The sequence below is a fragment of the Actinoplanes sp. NPDC021490 genome, assembly GCF_055562135.1.
Window position 1 is genome coordinate 708,170 of the sequence record NZ_JBVHFW010000001.1, and the last position, 18,881, is coordinate 727,050.

General features: G+C 68.9%; 14 protein-coding genes. 10 read left to right on the forward strand and 4 right to left on the reverse strand.

The features are described 5' to 3' along the window. Positions 1 to 108: 108 nt before the first annotated feature. The 6 genes from ACZ3I4_RS03320 (at position 109) to ACZ3I4_RS03345 (ending at position 8,920) form a co-directional block, all read left to right on the forward strand. Positions 109 to 1,743 (forward strand): peptide ABC transporter substrate-binding protein, encoded by a 1,635-nt coding sequence (locus ACZ3I4_RS03320; RefSeq protein WP_465380196.1) that lies wholly within the window; start codon positions 109 to 111, stop codon positions 1,741 to 1,743. Between the two features lie 101 nt (positions 1,744 to 1,844). Beyond that, positions 1,845 to 2,771 (forward strand): ABC transporter permease, encoded by a 927-nt coding sequence (locus ACZ3I4_RS03325; RefSeq protein ID WP_465380197.1) that lies wholly within the window; start codon positions 1,845 to 1,847, stop codon positions 2,769 to 2,771. Continuing rightward, positions 2,764 to 3,696: an ABC transporter permease gene (locus ACZ3I4_RS03330; protein WP_465380198.1), complete on the forward strand. Its 933-nt coding sequence runs from the start codon at positions 2,764 to 2,766 to the stop codon at positions 3,694 to 3,696. Before ACZ3I4_RS03325 ends, ACZ3I4_RS03330 begins: the two co-directional genes overlap by 8 nt. 7 nt (positions 3,697 to 3,703) lie before the next feature. After that, positions 3,704 to 4,732, forward strand: coding sequence for an ABC transporter ATP-binding protein (locus ACZ3I4_RS03335; protein ID WP_465380199.1), 1,029 nt, complete (start codon positions 3,704 to 3,706; stop codon positions 4,730 to 4,732). Continuing rightward, complete coding sequence (locus tag ACZ3I4_RS03340) at positions 4,725 to 5,717, forward strand: ABC transporter ATP-binding protein (protein ID WP_465380200.1); 993 nt, start codon at positions 4,725 to 4,727, stop codon at positions 5,715 to 5,717. The genes ACZ3I4_RS03335 and ACZ3I4_RS03340 overlap by 8 nt, the downstream gene beginning before the upstream one ends. 17 nt (positions 5,718 to 5,734) lie before the next feature. Beyond that, positions 5,735 to 8,920, forward strand: a complete 3,186-nt coding sequence (locus ACZ3I4_RS03345; protein WP_465380201.1) for an NACHT domain-containing protein — start codon at positions 5,735 to 5,737, stop codon at positions 8,918 to 8,920. On the opposite strand, the gene ACZ3I4_RS03350 is transcribed toward ACZ3I4_RS03345, so the two are convergent. Continuing rightward, on the reverse strand, positions 8,917 to 9,207 hold the full coding sequence (locus ACZ3I4_RS03350; RefSeq protein WP_133873139.1) for a chorismate mutase: 291 nt from the start codon (positions 9,205 to 9,207) through the stop codon (positions 8,917 to 8,919). The genes ACZ3I4_RS03345 and ACZ3I4_RS03350 overlap by 4 nt on opposite strands. Positions 9,208 to 9,433: 226 nt before the next feature. After that, on the reverse strand, positions 9,434 to 11,290 hold the full coding sequence (locus ACZ3I4_RS03355; protein WP_465380202.1) for a bifunctional metallophosphatase/5'-nucleotidase: 1,857 nt from the start codon (positions 11,288 to 11,290) through the stop codon (positions 9,434 to 9,436). Positions 11,291 to 11,466: 176 nt separating this feature from the next. On the opposite strand from ACZ3I4_RS03355, the gene pcrA reads away from it, so the two are divergent. Further along, a complete protein-coding gene (gene pcrA / locus ACZ3I4_RS03360; protein WP_465380453.1) occupies positions 11,467 to 13,839 on the forward strand; it encodes a DNA helicase PcrA in 2,373 nt (790 codons plus the stop codon). Here the strand turns inward: pcrA and ACZ3I4_RS03365 are convergent. Both ACZ3I4_RS03365 and ACZ3I4_RS03370 read right to left on the reverse strand, forming a co-directional pair. Beyond that, positions 13,836 to 14,633, reverse strand: a complete 798-nt coding sequence (locus tag ACZ3I4_RS03365; RefSeq protein ID WP_465380203.1) for a M23 family metallopeptidase — start codon at positions 14,631 to 14,633, stop codon at positions 13,836 to 13,838. The two genes, pcrA and ACZ3I4_RS03365, sit on opposite strands and share 4 nt — an antisense overlap. Positions 14,634 to 14,788: 155 nt before the next feature. After that, on the reverse strand, positions 14,789 to 15,526 hold the full coding sequence (locus ACZ3I4_RS03370) for a M23 family metallopeptidase (RefSeq protein ID WP_465380204.1): 738 nt from the start codon (positions 15,524 to 15,526) through the stop codon (positions 14,789 to 14,791). A 388-nt stretch (positions 15,527 to 15,914) separates the two neighbouring features. On the opposite strand from ACZ3I4_RS03370, the gene ACZ3I4_RS03375 reads away from it, so the two are divergent. The 3 genes from ACZ3I4_RS03375 to sucD all read left to right on the forward strand — a co-directional run bounded on the left by ACZ3I4_RS03375 (position 15,915) and on the right by sucD (position 18,836). Beyond that, the gene (locus ACZ3I4_RS03375) at positions 15,915 to 16,319 is read left to right on the forward strand and encodes a cobalamin B12-binding domain-containing protein (RefSeq protein WP_465380205.1); all 405 of its coding nucleotides are present in this window, start codon (positions 15,915 to 15,917) and stop codon (positions 16,317 to 16,319) included. 452 nt (positions 16,320 to 16,771) lie between these two features. Further along, a complete protein-coding gene (gene sucC / locus ACZ3I4_RS03380) occupies positions 16,772 to 17,950 on the forward strand; it encodes an ADP-forming succinate--CoA ligase subunit beta (RefSeq protein ID WP_465380206.1) in 1,179 nt (392 codons plus the stop codon). Between the two features lie 4 nt (positions 17,951 to 17,954). Continuing rightward, positions 17,955 to 18,836: a succinate--CoA ligase subunit alpha gene (gene sucD / locus ACZ3I4_RS03385; protein WP_465380207.1), complete on the forward strand. Its 882-nt coding sequence runs from the start codon at positions 17,955 to 17,957 to the stop codon at positions 18,834 to 18,836. The last annotated feature ends 45 nt before the right edge of the window (positions 18,837 to 18,881 follow it).

The following is an 18,881-nucleotide window of genomic DNA, read 5'->3' on the forward strand; positions in this document are numbered from 1 at the left end:
CGCTAATATCGGCTTGATAACGGGGGCTTGGCTGTCGCTGGCTCTGTGTCACAGTTGCTGGCGTCTCACACGACCCCCGTGAGCGCGCCTGAAGGAGGCACCCCCCACATGCCTGGGAAAAGCCCGTGGACGGTGGCAGCCACAGCGACCGCCATCATCCTGCTGGCGGCCGGTTGCAGCGGCAGTAGCTCGGAAGACACCGAAGTTCTGCCCAACAGCATCAGCATCGGCATCACCGAGCCCTCGAGCCTGATCCCGTCCAACTCGGTCGAGTCGAACGGTTCGCAGGTGCTCGCGTCGCTGTTCTACCCGCTCGTGCGGTTCGATCCGACCAACAAGCCGTTCCTGGTCGCCGCCCAGTCGATCACGCATGACAAGACGAACCGCGTCTGGACCGTACGGCTCAAGCCGGGGTTCACCTTCAGCAACGGCGAACCGGTCATCGCCGACAACTACCTCGACGCCTGGAACTACGGCGCCTACGGGCCCAACGCGCAGGTCGCCTCGTACTTCTACAGCCGCATCGACGGTTACGCCGACATGCAGGCCAAGGACCCCGACGACGACGGGCCCGAGAAGGCGTCCGAGCCCAAGGCCACCAAGCTGCGCGGGCTCAAGAAGGTCAACAACCTGACCTTCACGGTGACGCTGACCGAGCCGTTCGCGGGCTGGCAGTCCGTGATGGGCTACGACGCCTTCTACCCGCTGCCCAAGGCCGCGTTCTCCGGCGACGGGGTGCTCAACAAGGAGTTCGGCGAGGCCCCGATCGGCAACGGCCCGTTCCGGATGAAGGGCACCTGGCAGCACGACGAGAAGATCACCGTCGAGAAGGTCGCCGACTTCAAGGGCACGATCCCCAAGGTCAACGGCATCACCTGGAAGATCTATCAGGAGCTCGGCGCCCAGTACGCCGACCTGACCGCCGGCAACCTCGACATCGAGACGAAGATCCCGATCGAGAACCTGGCCTCCGCCTCCGGTGACCTCGGCGAACGCCTCGGCCGTACGGACAGCTCGGCGTTCTCGTTCGTCGGCTTCCCGATGTATCTCGACAAGTACAAGAACGCGGACGTCCGCCGGGCCCTCTCCATGGCGATCAACCGCGAGGAGATGACCGACCAGGTCTTCCTCGGCTCGGAGAAGCCGGCCAGCTCGTTCGTCTCGCCGGCCATCGACGGCGCCCGGTCCAACAGCTGCGGCCAGTGGTGCGAATACAACCCGACCAAGGCCAAGCAGCTCTACACCGCGGCCAACGGCCCCCGGGACATCAAGATCGCCTACAACACGGACGGCGGGCACAAGGCCTGGGTCGACGCCATGTGCAACCAGATCAAGGCGTCGCTGGCCATCAACTGCACCGGCGCCGGGTTCCCCAAGCTCAAGGACATCCTCGACCGGGTCAAGGCCGGGGAGGACGTCGGCCTGATCCGTCTGGGCTGGACGATGGACTACCCGCTGATGGAGAGCTACCTCGGCCCGCTCTACACGAGCGACGGCTCGTCGAACTACTACGGCTACAAGAACAGCACGTTCGACAGCCTGGTGCGCCAGGGCTCGGCCGCCACCAGCACCAAGCAGGCCGAGATCCTCTGGAACGAGGCGGAGAACCAGCTCGTACGGGACATGCCCGTGCTGCCGCTGCGGTTCGGCCAGAACGTCTTCGGCTGGTCCGAGCGGGTCACCGACGTGACGATGGACCTGTTCCAGAAGGTCGACATCTACTCGGTCGACATCGCCGGCTGATTCTGACCGCTCGAACAGTGGTGGCGCCACGGTGAAGATGAAACCGTGGCGCCACCGCTTCGTGTTCGTCCTCGTGCCCTTCGCCCAAAAGGCTTCACCACATGTTCCGCTATATCGTGCGGCGCCTGCTCCAGATGGTCCTCACCTTCTTCGGGGCGACGTTCGTCGTCCACGCGCTGATGTTCGCGTACGTCGACGACCCCTACCAGGCGCTGGTCGGTGACCGTCCCCTCACCGACACCCAGCGGGCGTCGCTCAACGCCCGCTACCACCTCGACGACGGCTTCTTCCAGCAGTACTGGCACTACATGAAGGGCCTGCTCACCGGCGACTTCGGCGTGTCATTGACCGGCCGTTCGATCGGCGACATCCTGGCTCAGGCCTGGCCGGTCACGGCCCGGCTGGCGCTGCTCTCGATCGTCATCGCGGCCGTGGTCGCCGTCGGGGCCGGGGTGCTCTCCGGCATCCGGCGCGGCGGCGCGTTCGACACGGTCGCCCTGGTGCTGACCCTGATCGTGCTGGCCATGCCGATCGTCGTGCTGGCCCCGCTGGCTCAGCTCGTCTTCGGCATCCAGCTCGGCTGGTTCCCGGCGACCGCCGGACGCGACGCCAACCTCTACGAGTTGCTGCTGCCGGCGATCGTGCTGGGCAGCCTGGTCGTCGCGACCGAGCTGCGCGTGACCCGGACGTCGGTGGCCGAGAACCTGCGCGCCGACTACGTGCGGACGGCCCGGGCCAAGGGCCTCGCGCCCCGGCGGGTGATCGGCGTGCACGTTCTGCGCAACTCGCTGATCCCGGTGATCACCCTGATCGGCGTGGACATCGGCGTTCTGATGTCGGGCGCGATCGTGACCGAGGGCGTGTTCAACATTCCCGGCGTCGGCTTCAACCTCTTCCGGGCCATCCGTACGGAGGACGGCCCGCTCGTCGTCGGCTTCGTGAGCGTCCTCGTGATCGTCTTCCTGGTGCTCAACCTGATCGTGGATCTGCTGTACGCCGCCCTCGACCCCAGGATCCGCTATGAGTGACCCCAACGCCGTGACCACGGCCGAAGCGCCGGGGCCGTCACCCGACCGTCCGCGCCGGGCCACCACCGGCCCGCGCAGCCTGACCGGTGACGCCTGGCTCGACCTGCGTACGAACAAGGTCTTCTGGATCGCCGCGGTGCTGGTCGTCGTCGTGCTGACGATGGCGATCTGGCCCTCGCTGTTCACCTCGGCCGACCCGCGCGACTGCCTGCTCGCGCGCAAGAACGCCGGGGCGAGCGGCGGCGCGGTCTTCGGCTTCGACTTCCAGGGCTGCGACGTCTACGCCAAGACCGTGTACGGCGCCCGCGACTCCGTTCTCGTCGCGGTCTGCGCCACCCTGATCGCCGGCGTGATCGGCCTGTCCGTCGGGCTCACGGCCGGCTACTTCGGGGGCTGGCTCGACGCCCTGCTGTCCCGCTTCATCGACGTGATGCTCGGCATTCCGTTCCTGCTCGGCGCGATCGTGCTGGCCAAGCGGCTGTCGTCGGATCCGGAGAGCAACGGTGTGCTCGCGGTGACGATCACGCTCGGGGTGCTCGGCTGGACCACAGCCGCCCGGGTGATGCGCTCGGCCGTGCTGACCGCGAAGAACCAGGACTACGTGGCCGCGGCCCGGATGCTCGGCGCCGGCCCCGGACGGCTGATGTTCCGGCACATCCTGCCCAACTCGATCAGCCCGTTCATCGTCGTGCTGACCGTCCTGCTCGGCATCAACATCGCCGGCGAGGCCACCCTGTCCTACCTCGGCGTGGGCCTCAAGGCCGACGCGGTGAGCTGGGGCATCGCGATCGCCGAGAACGGTCCCTACGCCCGTACGGCGGCGGCCCCGCTGGTGTGGCCGTCGGTGTTCCTGGCGGCCACCGTGCTCGCCTTCATCCTGCTCGGCGACGCCATCCGCGACGCCTTCGACCCGAAACTGCGGTGAGGCGCCGATGACCGACATCACGGCACAGATGGGCGCCGTCGCGGGCGTCGACCCCAACGCGCCGCTGCTCGACGTGCGGGACCTGCACGTCGAGTTCCGCACCCGGGACGGCGTCGCCCGCGCGGTCAACGGCGTCGACCTGCGGCTGCACCCGGGGGAGACGCTCGCCGTGCTGGGCGAGTCCGGCTGCGGCAAATCGGTCACCGCTCTGGCGATCATGGGCATTTTGGACACCCCGCCCGCGTACGTGACCGGCGGCCGGGTGCTCTACCGCGGCGTCGACCTGCTGCGGCTGCCCGAGAGCGAACGCCGCAAGGTGCGCGCCAACCGCATCGCGATGATCTTCCAGGACGCCCTGAGCGCGCTGAACCCGGTCTACACGGTCGGATTCCAGCTGGCCGAGCTGTTCCGGGTGCACCGCGGCACGTCCCGCGGCGAGGCCAAGCGGCGCGCCGTCGACCTGCTCGACCAGGTACGCATTCCCGACGCCAAGCGCCGCGTCAACGACTACCCGCACCAGTTCTCCGGCGGCATGCGGCAGCGCGTCATGATCGCGATGGCGCTCGCCCTCGACCCCGAGGTGCTGATCGCCGACGAGCCCACCACGGCCCTGGACGTCACCGTGCAGGCCCAGATCATGAACCTGCTGGCCGAGCTCCAGCGTCAGCGCAACATGGGCCTGATGCTGATCACGCACGACATGGGCGTGGTCGCCGACGTCGCCGACCGGATCGCGGTCATGTACGCCGGGAAGGTCGTCGAGGAGGCGCCGGTCTACGACATCTACGCCCGGCCGGCCCACGCGTACACCAAGGCCCTGCTCGAATCGATCCCGCGACTCGACCACAAGGGGCGCGCGCTCAACGTGATCCGGGGACTGCCGCCGGCGCTCACGGACATCCCGCAGGGCTGCGCCTTCCACCCCCGATGCGCGTACGCGAGGGAGATCTGCCGCCTGGAACCGCCGCCGGCCTATCAGATCGCGCCGCAGCGAGTCGCCAGCTGTCACTTCGTACGGGAGGTCCTCGGTGTCTGATGTCGTGCTCGAGACCCGGGGGCTGGTCAAGCATTTCCACACCGGGCGCAGGAAGGCGGGCGCGGTCCGGGCGGTCGACGGGATCGACCTGCAGCTGCGCCGCGGCGAAACCCTCGGCGTCGTCGGCGAGTCCGGCTGCGGCAAGTCGACGCTGGCCAAACTGCTGGTCGGGCTGGAGAAGCCGACCAGCGGCGAGATCCGGGTGCGCGGCGAAGACCTGACCCGGCTCGGCGGCGGCGGCCTGCGACGGGCCCGCCGCAACATCCAGATGGTGATGCAGGATCCGTACACGTCGCTCAACCCGCGGATGACCGTCGGCGACATCATCGGCGAGCCGTACGACATCCACCCCGACGCGGTGCCGCACACCGGCAAGGAACGAGCCGTCCAGGAACTGCTCGACCTGGTCGGGCTCAATCCCGACCACCTCAACCGCTACCCCCACCAGTTCTCCGGGGGCCAGCGCCAGCGCATCGGCATCGCCCGGGCCCTGGCCCTGCGCCCCGAGATCATCGTCTGCGACGAGCCGGTGTCGGCCCTCGACGTGTCGATCCAGGCCCAGGTGATCAACCTGCTCGAGGGCCTGCAGCGGCAGCTCGGCCTGTCCTACATCTTCATCGCGCACGACCTGTCGGTGGTGCGGCACATCTCCGACCGGGTCGCCGTCATGTACCTCGGAAAGATCGTCGAGACCGGCGACCACCTGGCGATCTACGACCAGCCGACCCACCCGTACACGCAGGCGCTGCTCTCGGCCGTCCCGGTCCCCGACCCCCGCCTGCGCGGCCGCCGCGACCACATCATGCTCGAGGGCGACGTGCCCTCACCGGCCGATCCACCGTCCGGCTGCCGCTTCCGCACACGCTGCTGGAAGGCCCAGCCCGGCTGCGCCGAACACGAGCCGCTGCTGGAGATCCGCCAGCGCTCACCCCACCCGAGCGCCTGCCATTTCGCCGAGGTCCGCAACGTGATGCGCCGCTTCTGACCTGTCAGACTCGCTGGATGCTGCGACCGTCTTCCCGCCGGGGTCTCACTTACGCAGACGCCGTCCATTTTCTCGGGGCGGGGGAGAGCCAGTTCCTCTCGTACGTGGGACGCCTGGCCGGAATTCCCGCGAGCGCGGCGGCTCTGGCCACCCTCAGCTCGGTCGACCTGCTGGCGGCTCGCAACGAGATCGTCGAATGGGGACAGTCGGCCGTCCGCAAGGCGCGGGAGAGCCGCGCCGGCTTGAGCCGGTTCGACCGCACGGAACGGCTGACGGCCGCCCATACCGTGCTGGTGGTCAGCGCATTCTTCGAATCCTGGGACCTTTCCGGCGACATCACGCTCGGGGAACAGGCCGCGCTCGGTGCCGGCTCCACATCGGAATCCACAGTTGGTGGCGTCGCCGAGGTCCTGGCCAAGGCGACCGTGCCGATGCCGTCGGCCGCCGTTCCTCCCGAGGCGTTGCGCGAGGAGCTTGAGACCTACTACTCGGCGCTGGCTGAGGCGTCGGTTCGGTTCCTGGAGGGGCTGTCGGTCGAACTGCCGAATATTCCGGAAAAGTCCGAAGTGGTGGGAGCGGCGATTCGGCAGTACGAGATCGGCTATCGGGCCTTGGCGGCGGACGTGCCCGAATTCGCGATCTGGGCCGCGATGACCGATGCGGCGGCCGGCCGGGCGACGACCGAGCGGGTGGGCGGCGAGATCGTGGCCGGCCTTGCCTCGGGTCTGGCTACTGGTCTCGCCGACATCCGGACGATGCTGGCCGGCCTGACGGGTGCCGCCGAGACCTGCCGGGCCGATCTGGCCGATCAGTATCGGCGGGAACTCGGCCGCCCGATCGTCGACGCCGGTGATCTCCCCGACGGGGTGACTTTGCCGACCACCGCCGATCTCTACGTCAACCCGCGGGCCCGGGCCCGTCGAGCCGAGCCGGGATCGCCCGTCGCGGCCGAGTCCTGGTGGGAGGAGGCGGGAGATGTCCCGGAGATCCAGTCGTTCCTGGCCGGTTATCTGACCGGCCCGGACGCGCCCGTCGCACCGCTGGTCGTGCTGGGTCAGCCGGGCTCGGGCAAGTCGATGCTGACGCGTGTGCTGGCCGCGACCCTGCCGCCGGAGGAGTTCTTTGCGGTTCGGGTGGAGCTGCGCTCGGTCGCCGCGGACGCCCCGATCCAGGACCAGATCGAGACGGCTGTCCACGACACGATCGGCGAGCGTGTGTCGTGGCCGGAACTGGTCCGATCGGCCGGGGGTGCGCTGCCGGTGGTGCTGCTGGACGGGTTCGACGAACTGTTGCAGGCTTCGGGCGCCAATCGGGCCGACTATCTGGAACTTGTTCGCGACTTCCAGCGCCGCGAGGGCGACCGCGGCCGGCCGGTTGCCGTGCTGGTCACTTCACGGATCGTCGTGGCCGACCGCGCGCGTGTGCCGGACGGCAGTGTGGTGCTGCGGCTGGATCCTTTCGACGACAAGCAGATCGGCACGTGGCTGGCTGCCTGGGAGGACGCCAACGCAGCGGGACTGAGTACCAGATCGCTGGTGCCGCTGTCGGCCGAGGTGGCGCTGCGCTACCGGGAACTGGCCGAGCAGCCCTTGCTGCTGCTGATGCTCGCCATCTACGACGCCTGGGAGAACGCGCTGCGCGAAGGTCGTGACGATCTGGAACGCGCCGACCTCTACGAGCGCTTGTTCGCCGACTTTGCTCGCCGGGAATTGGTCAAGCGCGAGCCGGCGGCCCCGATCGACGACGCCGCCATCACGCGCGAGATCCGCCGATTGGAGTTCGTGGCGATCGCTCTGTTCGTCCGCAACGCGCAGGTCGTCACCGATCACGAACTGGACAGCGATCTGCGCGAGCTATTGCGAGACGACCGGGTGGACCGCCCCGATCGTGACCGTCCCCTGAATGCGGCGCAGCTCCTGGTGGGCCGCTTCTTTTTCCTCCACGAATCCCGCGCACGCGAAGGTGTCGACCAGCCGGAGCGAAGCTTCGAATTCCTGCACGCGACCTTCGGCGAATTCCTCGTCGCCCGGCTCGTGGTCGATACGCTGACCGACCTGGCCGAGGAGCGGACCCACCAGGCAAAACGGCCGTATCCGAGTGCGGTCGACGCCGGGCACTTGTATGCCTGGTTGTCCTTCGCGGTACTTACCAGGCGCGGGCCGATTGTCGACTTCTGCCGAACGATGCTCGGACGGTTACCCGGCGAACTGCGGGCCGAGTGCGATGCGCTGCTACGTGATCTGCTTCGAGCAGCGGCCTTCCCGCCGCCTACCTGGTCGCTGGCGGCCTATCAGCCGGTTCGGCGGTCGGCATCCCAGCGGGAGGCTGCCTTCAGCGCCAATCTCGTTGTGCTGCTGGTGATGCTCGGCCCCGTCGAGGTTGATTCCCTGGGGGTCGATTGGCGGGCGCAGGCTCGTCTGTGGCAGAGCCGGTTGTCGGACGATGCTTGGGAAAGCCTCTGGTCGGCGGTGCGGATGACCCGCGATCCCGAGAGCTACCAAGGGACCATCACGATCGAGGACGGTTCGGAGGTGAGCTTGCGGCATTCCATGCCGTGGCCGGCGGTGGAACCGGACTCCGAGCCTTGGGGTGAACACCACCTCTTTCGGGATCTTGTCCTGCCCGCGGCAAACCGGGGTGGCGAATGGCTCCGCGAGGCGTCGTTCCGTGGTGACGATCGCATGACCCTCGTACTCGCGCACAGCGCGGCACCGTTCTGGCGGTCCATCGACCGACCTGTCGGAGTGATCAACGATGCGGCCGCCATGGGCTCGAACCTCCAGGTCCTGCTCGAAGTACTGCTGTCGTCGCGTGAAGACAACGAGAGCCGACACCTGTACATGGCGTACCGAGCCGCGTTGCACGTCTTCCGATCGAGCGAAGCCGGACAGGCGATGGTTCTGCGGATGCTCGAGGACGACGCGCGTCGCATCGACAGCCGGACAGTCCTCAACCTGCTGCTCGAGGCGGCGCAACAGCAGCACGTCGCTACCCGGCAGTATTTGAACGAGCACGCCGACGGGCCGGCGCGGATTCTGGCTATCTGTCACCAGCGCAACGGTGACCGCGAGCTGATCCGCGCCGTCTATGACCGCATCGGCGGGCACACCCGCGTCAACCCCGGCGAGCAGCGCTTTCGCGAGCTGCTTCGGCAGGAGTTCGAGATTCTTGGTGTGCCGTTTCCCGAGGAGCTTTTCGCCTAGAGGGGCCCGCGGCCGGCGCGCAGGATCATCAGGGCGACCTGGGCTCCGTCGGCGCCCAGGGCCTGGCGGAAGCGCTCGACGATCTCGCGCTCGCGGGACAGCACCAGGCGGGTGCCGCCGCTGGCCATGCGGGTCTTGCCGACCGTCTGGGACAAGCGGGCCCGTTCCAGCCACAGGTCGATGATGGCCTGGTCGATCTCGTCGATCCGCTCGCGCATGGCGCGGATCTCGTCGGCGGCCAGCGGCTCGCCCGCGCCGGTGTTCTGGTCCATCACGTCGGCGGTCATGTCGTGCTCCTCGGGTGCTTGCGCCCCGGTCGACCCGGCCCGGGCAGCATCAAGCCCCGGGCGGTGAGGCCCGGGGCTCGATGTAGGTCTGTCGTTCAGACGCTAGCTACGGCAGCCGGACATCCGGTGCCATAGAAAAATCGCGTCTGCTGGATCACGTGGCTGAGTATGCCCCCGCCACGAGCGGCTTCGCAAGGAAACCGCCCGATCCGTGGGACGAGGAGAATCAACTGACAGTGCTGATGCGGTTGGCCGGGCCGGGAGCGACCGGCGCGCCCGCCCCGAGGTACGCCACCAGCGCGTCGACGTCGAAGCCGGGCGCGGTGGTCCGGCCCGTTCCGGCGGTCAGCGCCGAGAAGCCGTCGCCGCCGTTGGCCAGGAAGTCGTTCGTCGTCACCTGGTACGAGGCGGCCGGATCGATCGGTGTCCCGTTCAGCGCCAGCGCGGAGATCTTGGAGCCGAGCGGGGCCGAGGCGCTCCACGTGTAGGTGAAGCCGTTCGACACCTGTAGGATCTTGGTCGTCGACTGGCCGTTGTAGCCGGCGAACTGCTGCTCCAGCACCTCCTTGAGCTGCGCGCCGGTGAAGGTCTGGGTGACCACCAGGTTGTTGAACGGCTGCACCGTGAACGCCTCGCCGTACGTGACCTCGCCGTTGACCTCGCCGCCGGTGGACGCCTCGGCGTCGAAGTCGGCCCGGATGCCGCCCGGGTTCATCAGCGCGATCTGGGCGCCGCTGCCGGTGGTGCGGGCCAGCTGCGCGTCGGCGATCACGTCGCCGAGCGGGCTCTCGCCGGCCGGTGTCGCGGTGCGCGTGATGTCGGCCGTGATGCGGCCCACGACCCGGTTGGCGATCGGCGCGACCGCCGTACGGTATTTGTCGGCGATCTTCTTGGCGTCCGCGTCGACCGTGGCCGGGTTCTTGAGGTAGACCCCGTTCGCGTCCTTCAGCCAGCCGCCCTTGCCGTCGGAGACGCCGTTCTCGACGATGACGTTCTTCGCGGTGATCTCGGCGAAGCGTCCCGTACGCCGGTCGACCGACCAGTCGATGTCGGTGATCAGCTGGCCGTTGGTGCCCGCGCTGGTGACCACCGACGTGCCGCTCTTGTTGGGCAGCTTGCACGAGTAGAACCGGTGCGTGTGACCGGAGACGACCAGCCCGAACTCGGGGTTGAGCCCGGCCACGATCGGCACGATCGGACCGCTGAAGCCGTTGCAGTCGGAGACGCCGGGGGTCGGCGTGGCCGTGGCCTGCGAGCCACCCTCGTGCACGAGTAGCACCTGGGCCTTCACGCCGAACAGCTTGAGCAGGCTGCCCCACTTGTTGGCCGTCTGGACCTCGTCGGCGAAGCGCACGTTCTTGATGCCGGCCGGGTTGACGATGCCGGCCGTGCCCTCGAGCGTCAGGCCGACGAAGCCGACCGGTACGCCGTTGATCAGCTTGATGTCGATGGGCGGCAGGATCGGCAGCTGGGTCCGCTTGTCGATCGTGTTCGCCGCGAGATAGGTGAACTTGGCGCCGCCGAAGCCGTCGCCGTCCTGGCAGCCGTCGACCGGGTGGCACCCGCCGCGCTGCATACGGATCAGCTCGTCGACGCCCTCGTCGAACTCGTGGTTGCCGACCGAGCTGACCTGCAGGCCGATCTGGTTCATGAGCTCGATCGTCGGCTCGTCGTGGAACGCGGCGCTGACCAGCGGGGTCGCGCCGATCAGGTCGCCCGCGCCGACCGTGACCGTGGACCGGCCCTCGGTCTTGGCCTCGGCCCGCAGCTTCTTCAGATATGTGGCCAGGTATTCGACACCGCCGGCGGGCGTCGACGTGCCGGCCGCGTTGACCACCGCGCCGCTGCCGCCGGGCGGGTCGATCGCGCCGTGGAAGTCGTTGTAGCTGAGGAACTGGCCCTTGACGGCCGCACCCGACGGCAGCCCGTAGCTGACGCTGACGGGCTGGAACTCGGGCGGCGCGGCGGCCGCCGGGGTGCTGGTGGAACGGGCCAGAGGAAGGGCCGCGACGACGGCGAGCGCGAGGGCGGGCGCCGCGAGGTGACGCAGCGCGGCCCAGCCGCGGGAACGGGGACGGTCCATGGTGTTCGGTCTCCCGGTACGGGGTCGGAGTTCAACAACGACAGCCTGGTGTATCGATCCTCGTGAGCGCTACCGCCGGGGAGCAACAACGGGCGGAATTCTTGTCGGGGGGTCGGCATAGACTTGCCCCCGCGATGCGACCTTCTTCTGAGACCCCCGACGGCGCCCTGTTCGCCATGCCCGCCACGCGCCCTCCCGCCGAGCCCCGGCCCAAGCGCGGGCTCGACCCGGAGTCCCTGCTCACGGGGCTCAACGGGCCTCAGCGTGACGCCGTGACCCACGCCGGTTCGCCGCTGCTCATCGTGGCCGGCGCCGGTTCCGGCAAGACCCGTGTGCTCACGCATCGCATCGCCTATCTGCTCGCCGAGCGCGACGTCCACCCCGGCCAGATCATCGCAATCACGTTCACCAACAAGGCCGCCGGCGAGATGAAGGAGCGGGTGGCCCAGCTCGTCGGCCCGCGGGCCCGGCTGATGTGGGTGTCGACGTTCCACTCGGCCTGCGTGCGCATCCTGCGGGCCGAGCACGAGCACGCCGGCCTCAAGAGCACGTTCTCGATCTACGACGCCGACGACTCGCGCCGCCTCATGACGCTGGTGATCCGCGAGCTCGATCTGGACCCCAAGCGGTATTCGGCGCGCGGCCTGGCGGCCCAGGTGTCGAACCTGAAGAACGAGCTCGTCGAGCCCGAGGAGTTCAAGGAAAAGGCCAAGGGCCCGCAGGAACGGGCGGTCGCCGAGGCGTACGAGTTGTATCAGCGCCGCCTCCGGGAGGCGCACGCGCTCGACTTCGACGACATCATCATGTCCACGGTCCACCTGTTCCAGTCGCATCCCCACGTCGCCGAGGCCTATCGTCGCCGGTTCCGCCACGTGATGGTCGACGAATACCAGGACACCAACCACGCGCAGTACATGCTGGTCAAGGAGTTGGTCGGCGGCCGCGAGGGCGAGGTGCCTCCGGCCGAGTTGTGCGTGGTGGGCGACGCCGACCAGTCGATCTACGCGTTCCGCGGCGCCACCATCCGCAACATCCTCGAGTTCGAGCGCGACTATCCCGACGCCCGCACGATCCTGCTCGAGCAGAACTACCGCTCGACCCAGACGATCCTGTCGGCGGCCAACGCGGTGATCGACCGCAACACCTCGCGCAAGCCCAAGCGGCTCTGGAGCGATCAGGGCGCCGGCGAGCAGATCGTGGGCTACGTCGCCGACACCGAGCACGCCGAGGCCGACTGGGTGGCCCGCGAGATCGACCGCCTCGGCGACCGCGAGGGTGTGCGCCCCGGTGACGTGGCTGTCTTCTATCGCACCAACGCGCAGTCGCGTGTCTTCGAAGAGGTGTTCATCCGCGTCGGCCTGCCCTACAAGGTGGTCGGCGGCGTCCGGTTCTACGAGCGTAAAGAGGTCCGCGACGCGCTGGCCTATCTGCGCGCCGTGGTCAACGACGACGACACGGTCAGCATCCGCCGGGTGCTCAATACCCCCAAGCGCGGCATCGGCGACCGGGCCGAGGCCTGCGTCGAGGCGCTCTCCTCGCGCGACCGCATCTCGTTCGGGCAGGCGCTGCGTCACGCCAAGGACGCGCCCGGCATCGCCGCCCGCTCGGCCAACAGCATCGCCGATTTCATGCAGCTGCTCGACGACCTGCGCGAGATGGCGGCCACCGCCCCGCCCGAAGAGGTGCTCGAGGTCGTGCTGCAGCGCTCGGGTCTGCTCTCCGAACTGGAGGACAGCCTCGACCCGCAGGATCAGGGCCGCGTGGAAAACCTGCAGGAGCTCGTCAGCGTCGCCCGCGAATACACCGAGCGCGTCGAGGCCCAGGCCGACGAGGAGGAAGAGGCCCCGGTGGCCACGCTGGCCGGCTTCCTCGAGCAGGTCGCGCTGGTGGCCGACGCCGACCAGCTGCCCGACGACGACCCCGACCACCAGGGTGTGGTCACGCTGATGACGCTGCACACGGCCAAGGGCCTGGAGTTCCCGGTCGTCTTCCTCACCGGCCTGGAGGACGGCGTCTTCCCGCACACCCGGGCCCTGGGCGACAACAACGAGCTCGAGGAGGAGCGCCGCCTGGCCTACGTGGGGATCACCCGCGCCCGTCAGCGGCTCTATCTGTCCCGCGCGGTCACCCGGGGCGCGTGGGGGCAGCCGCAATACAACCCGCCGTCGCGCTTCACCGATGAGCTGCCGCCCGAGCTGGTCCGCTGGGAGCGCACCGCCGGGTCGTACACGTCGTGGTCGGGCACCGGTGGCGGCGTGGGCGGTCGCGGTGGGGGAGACCGGTTCCGCGGCGGCGGCTTCTCCGGCGGCACCCCGAAAGCGCAGCAGCTGGCGAGCCGGCTCGGCATCGACGCCAGCAAGTTGTCGACGGCCAGCGAGCTGCGCCAGGCGCCCAAGGTGTCGGCGGGCGACCGGGTCAACCATCAGCGCTACGGCCTGGGCCGGGTGGTCACCGTCGAGGGCCAGGGTCCCGGCGCGCGGGCCCAGATCGACTTCGGTGACCAGGTGATGTGGCTGATCCTGCGGCACGCCCCGATCGAGAAGATCTAGGCGACCGCGCAACCGTCCAGGGTGACGCCGCGGTCGTGCAGCCAGCGCACCGGCTCGATCGGGTTCTTGTAGAAGCCCAGGTGCACCTCGAAGTGCAGGTGCGGCCCGGTGGAGTGACCGGTCGAACCCTCGTCGCCGATCTGCTCGCCGGCCTCGACCCGTTGCCCCTCGTGGACGGCGATGGCCGACATGTGCCCGTAGTGGGTGAGGTAGCCGTTGCCGTGGTCGATCAGCACGGCGTTGCCGTAGCCCTGGGCCGCACCGGCGCGCACGACGACGCCCGCCCCCGCGGCCAGGATCGGCGAGCCGTCCGGGCCGGCGATGTCGACCCCGGCGTGCAGCCGTCCCCAGCGCTGCCCGAAGCACGACGTGACCCGGCCCGACGGGTTCGGGTTGACCCAGCCGACCGGCGCCTTGACCTTGGCGACGACGACGCGGGGCTTGAGCTTGCGGCGCGCGGCGGACGCCTCGCCCTCGGCCGGTGGCTTCCAGGGGCCGGCGTCCACGATCGGGTCGGGCGCCGCGATCGTCTCGACGGGAGCCACTCCGGCCACAGGCACGGTCGGCTCGTGGGCGGCGGCCGCGGCCGTTCCCCCGGCCACTCCCGAGGCGAGCGCGCTGCCCAGCGTTGCGGTCAGCAGCACCGCCCGGCCCCGATCGCTGGAGAAAGCGCCGGAGACGACGCCAGAGACGGCACCGGACAGGGCGCTGGAGACGACGCTCGGCGCGCGGTGACGGCGGACCTGGCCCCGGCGGTGACGACCGGCGGAACGGGTCTCGTCTCGATGCGCCACGCGGCACGACCTCCCAGGCAGAACTGATCACCGACATCTGCCTGTCGGCCTGCCTGAGCGGTATGTGAGAAGAGTGCGGCCCGGTTCACCCAAGTTGCAACCGGGGCAGTGTCACCCGGAGAGGTTTGACCGCCTGTGGGCGGGTATCAGCAATTTCAGGAAGCGGCGGCCACGCCGGCGAACACCGACTCGACCTGAAGCTTGATGTCGACGCCGCGATCGCGCAGGAACGGGATCGGGTCGGTCGGGGTGCCGTTGACGTGGATCTCGAGGTGCAGGTGGGTGCCGTACGAGGCGCCCGTGTTGCCGACCAGGCCGATCACCTGACCGGCCTTGACCACGTCGCCCGCCTTGACCAGCAGGCGGCGGGAGTGGGCGTAGATGACCTCGTTGCCGTCGTTGTCCTCGATCGTGATCGAGTAGCCGTAGCCGCCGTAGTAACCGGCCTTGGTGACCTTGCCCGCGTGGATCGCCTTGTAGGGCAGGCCCTCGGGGCCGGCCAGGTCGATGCCGGCGTGCAGCTTGCCCCAGCGGACCCCGTAGGCCGAAGTGAAGTGGTAGTCGTCCATCGGCAGCAGCCAGACGTCGGCCGCGGCCTCGTCGGCGCTGACCTTGTTCTTGGCGGCCGAGTCGCGGTTGTTGCTGCGGGACGCGGCCGATTCGTCGGCGCGGTCGGCGATGGCGTCGTCGACGGACTGGACGGCCCCGTGGGCCTGAAGCGCCTGCGGGTCGACGTTCTTCTGGTCGGGGAAGTTGGACGCCGCTCCGATGGCGACAACACCGGCGCCTGCGAACGCCGCGGTGACGGCGACGGCGTAGCGGCTGCGGGGAGGGGTGGGTACGCGGCGACGACCCCGATAGCGATCGGGCTCAGACGACAAGCGCTGGCGCACGAACAACCCTCCGTCAGTGGCAATCGGCGGCGACCGCGGGCCGGAAATGGCCGGTGAACCGCATCCATCCGAGCTGTCAGATCAGCGTTAACTGGTTGACAGCCGGGAGCCACGGTAGCCAAAGGGCCGTGGGGCCACAAGTCGAAGCGCCAAATCGCTGACACTTCCGAGTCCGCATTGTGCAGCGAATGTCCGAATTGGTCAGCTTTCCACGTGCAGTTGTTCGCGTACGCGGAGTAATGGAGTCAAAAACAGATAGTGAGGTGACGCAGAATACATTTCCCGTCACCCCAGGTGATCACGTCTTCGCCACGACTGCTACCCCCGGGGCGGCGCGCAGGTTAACGTTGGTTCAGGTGACAACGCGGTCAGCGCACGGAGGGTCAGCATGCAGGCACGGATCAGGGTCGTCGTCGCGAAGCCGGGGCTGGACGGGCACGACCGCGGGGCAAAAGTAGTGGCCAGGGCGTTGCGTGACGCCGGCATGGAAGTTGTCTACACCGGCCTGCATCAGACGCCCGAGCAGATTGTCGAGACGGCAATTCAGGAGGACGCCGACGCGATCGGTTTGTCCGTCTTGTCCGGCGCGCACATGACATTGTTCCGCCGGGTAATCGAGCTCTTGGCGGAACGTGACGCGGCCGACATCGTGGTATTCGGCGGAGGCATCATTCCGGCCGACGACATCGCCGAATTGGAAAGGCTCGGGGTCTCCCGCATTTTCACTCCCGGCGCCACTACCGCGTCCATCATCGAATGGGTGCGCGCCAATGTGAGTTCACCGGTGGCCTGACCAGCCGTTCCCTACTCGCCGAGCAGGATAGCCGCAGGCAGGGGGAGAGGCCGGACGCACCCCTCACACGTCCGGCCTCTCTATGCACGATGCCCCGCCGCCACCCCTCGACCGACAGGGCATCGGCCGTCTTCGTGCCGGTCCGCCGTAGCGCTCCGACACCTGACTCAACGAGGCCCTGAGGGCCGGGTTACGCACCGATTCAAGGAAGTTTTCGCCGTCCCTCAAGACGACCCGCGACCCAGCGGTCCCACCCGCACCCGGTGTGCGGTCTTGCACACCGCGCACCCGCGCCTCCGGGACGGGTGCCCAGGTCGCTAGTCTGCGAATGAAGGCCCGCAGGGCCGGACATTCTTCACGCCGGCGACGCCGTTCAGAGGCCGCCGCGCACACAGGTCGGGACGCAATGGGGCGGCTTGCCGGCGCTTGGCGTCGCGAGCGAAAGGAGACACGTGGACCTGTTCGAGTATCAGGGGCGCGACCTCTTCGAACGGCACGGGCTGCCCGTGCTGGGCGGTGGCGTCGCCGAGACCCCGCAGGAGGCCCGGGAGATCGCCGAGCGGCTCGGTGGCCAGGTCGTCGTCAAGGCGCAGGTCAAGGTGGGCGGCCGGGGCAAGGCGGGCGGCGTCAAGCTGGCCGACGGCGCCGACGAGGCCGAGGCTCGGGCCACCGACATCCTGGGCATGGACATCAAGGGCCACACGGTGCACAAGGTGATGCTGGCCGAGACGGCCGACATCAAGGAGGAGTACTACTTCTCCTACCTGCTCGACCGGGCCAACCGCACCTTCCTCTGCATCGCCAGCGTCGCCGGCGGCATGGAGATCGAGACGGTCGCCGAGGAGCAGCCGGACCGGGTCGCCAAGATCGCCATCGACGCCAGCAAGGGCGTGGACGAGGCCAAGGCCCGCGAGATCGTCGCCGCGGCGCAGTACCCGGCCGAGGTCGCCGACCAGATCGTCGACATCGCGGTCAAGCTGTGGCAGGCCTTCGTGGCCGAGGACGCGACGCTGGTCGAGGTCAACCCGCTGGCCAAGGTGGGCGACGGCCGGGTGCTCCTGCTGGACGCCAAGATCACGCTGGACGAGAACGCGTCGTTCCGGCACCCCGACCACGAGGCACTGGTCGACCAGTCCGCGGTCGACCCGCTGGAGCAGGCGGCCAAGGCCAAGAACCTCAACTACGTGAAGCTGGACGGCGAGGTCGGCATCATCGGCAACGGCGCCGGCCTGGTCATGTCCACCCTCGACGTGGTGGCGTACGCGGGGGAGCAGCACGGCAACGTCAAGCCGGCCAACTTTCTCGACATCGGCGGCGGCGCCAGCGCCCAGGTTATGGCCAACGGCCTCGAGATCGTGCTCGGCGACCCCGCCGTGAAGTCGGTCTTCGTCAACGTCTTCGGCGGCATCACCGCCTGCGACGAGGTCGCCAACGGCATCATCCAGGCCCTCGCCCTGCTCGGCGAGCGCGGCGAGCAGGTCACCAAGCCGCTCGTGGTGCGTCTCGACGGCAACAACGCCGAGGCCGGCCGGGCGATCCTCGACGGCGCGAACAACCCGCTGGTCGAGCGAGTAGACACGATGGATGGAGCGGCCGCGCGGGCCGCCGAGCTCGCGGCTGCGGGGAAGTGACGACATGGCAATCTGGCTCACCAAGGACTCCAAGGTCATCGTCCAGGGCATGACCGGCTCCGAAGGCTCGAAGCACACCCGGCGCATGCTGGCCGCGGGCACCAACGTGGTCGGCGGCGTGAACCCGCGCAAGGCCGGCACGACCGTCGACTTCGACGGCACCGAGCTTCCGGTCTTCGCGTCGGTGGCCGAGGCCATGAAGGAGACCGGCGCCGACGTGTCGGTCATCTTCGTGCCGCCGGCGTTCACCAAGGCCGCGATCGTCGAGGCGATCGACGCCGAGATCCCGCTGGCCGTGGTGATCACCGAGGGCGTGCCCGTGCAGGACAGCGCGGCCGCCTGGGCCTACAACCTGGACCGTGGTCAGAAGACCCGGATCATCGGCCCGAACTGCCCCGGCATCGCCTCGCCGGGCGCCAGCAACGCCGGCATCATCCCGGCCGACATCACCCCGGGTGGCCGCATCGGCCTGGTCAGCAAGAGCGGCACGCTGACCTACCAGCTCATGTACGAGCTGCGTGACTTCGGCTTCTCGACGGCCGTCGGCATCGGTGGCGACCCGGTCATCGGCACCACCCACATCGACGCGCTGAAGGCGTTCCAGGACGACCCGGACACCGACGCCATCGTCATGATCGGTGAGATCGGCGGCGACGCCGAGGAGCGGGCGGCCGAGTTCATCAAGGCGAACGTCACCAAGCCGGTGGTCGGTTACATCGCCGGCTTCACCGCCCCGCCCGGCAAGACCATGGGCCACGCCGGCGCCATCATCTCGGGCTCCGCGGGCACCGCGGACGCCAAGAAGGAGGCCCTCGAGGCCGCGGGCGTCAAGGTCGGCAAGACGCCGAGCGAGACCGCCCGGCTCATGCGCGAGATCATGAGCTGACGCTGCACGCCATGCGTTCGGCGCGTCGTCGTCCGGGTCCGGTTG

Excerpts from the sequence above, each read along its gene's own strand:
- ACZ3I4_RS03350 (WP_133873139.1), bottom strand. The coding sequence starts at position 9,207 with ATGACCGCCGACGTGATGGACCAGAACACCGGCGCGGGCGAGCCGCTG.
- ACZ3I4_RS03325 (WP_465380197.1), top strand. The coding sequence starts at position 1,845 with ATGTTCCGCTATATCGTGCGGCGCCTGCTCCAGATGGTCCTCACCTTC.
- pcrA (WP_465380453.1), top strand. The coding sequence starts at position 11,467 with ATGCCCGCCACGCGCCCTCCCGCCGAGCCCCGGCCCAAGCGCGGGCTC.
- sucD (WP_465380207.1), top strand. The coding sequence starts at position 17,955 with ATGGCAATCTGGCTCACCAAGGACTCCAAGGTCATCGTCCAGGGCATG.
- ACZ3I4_RS03375 (WP_465380205.1), top strand. The coding sequence starts at position 15,915 with ATGCAGGCACGGATCAGGGTCGTCGTCGCGAAGCCGGGGCTGGACGGG.
- ACZ3I4_RS03330 (WP_465380198.1), top strand. The coding sequence starts at position 2,764 with ATGAGTGACCCCAACGCCGTGACCACGGCCGAAGCGCCGGGGCCGTCA.
- ACZ3I4_RS03345 (WP_465380201.1), top strand. The coding sequence starts at position 5,735 with ATGCTGCGACCGTCTTCCCGCCGGGGTCTCACTTACGCAGACGCCGTC.
- ACZ3I4_RS03335 (WP_465380199.1), top strand. The coding sequence starts at position 3,704 with ATGACCGACATCACGGCACAGATGGGCGCCGTCGCGGGCGTCGACCCC.
- ACZ3I4_RS03355 (WP_465380202.1), bottom strand. The coding sequence starts at position 11,290 with ATGGACCGTCCCCGTTCCCGCGGCTGGGCCGCGCTGCGTCACCTCGCG.
- ACZ3I4_RS03320 (WP_465380196.1), top strand. The coding sequence starts at position 109 with ATGCCTGGGAAAAGCCCGTGGACGGTGGCAGCCACAGCGACCGCCATC.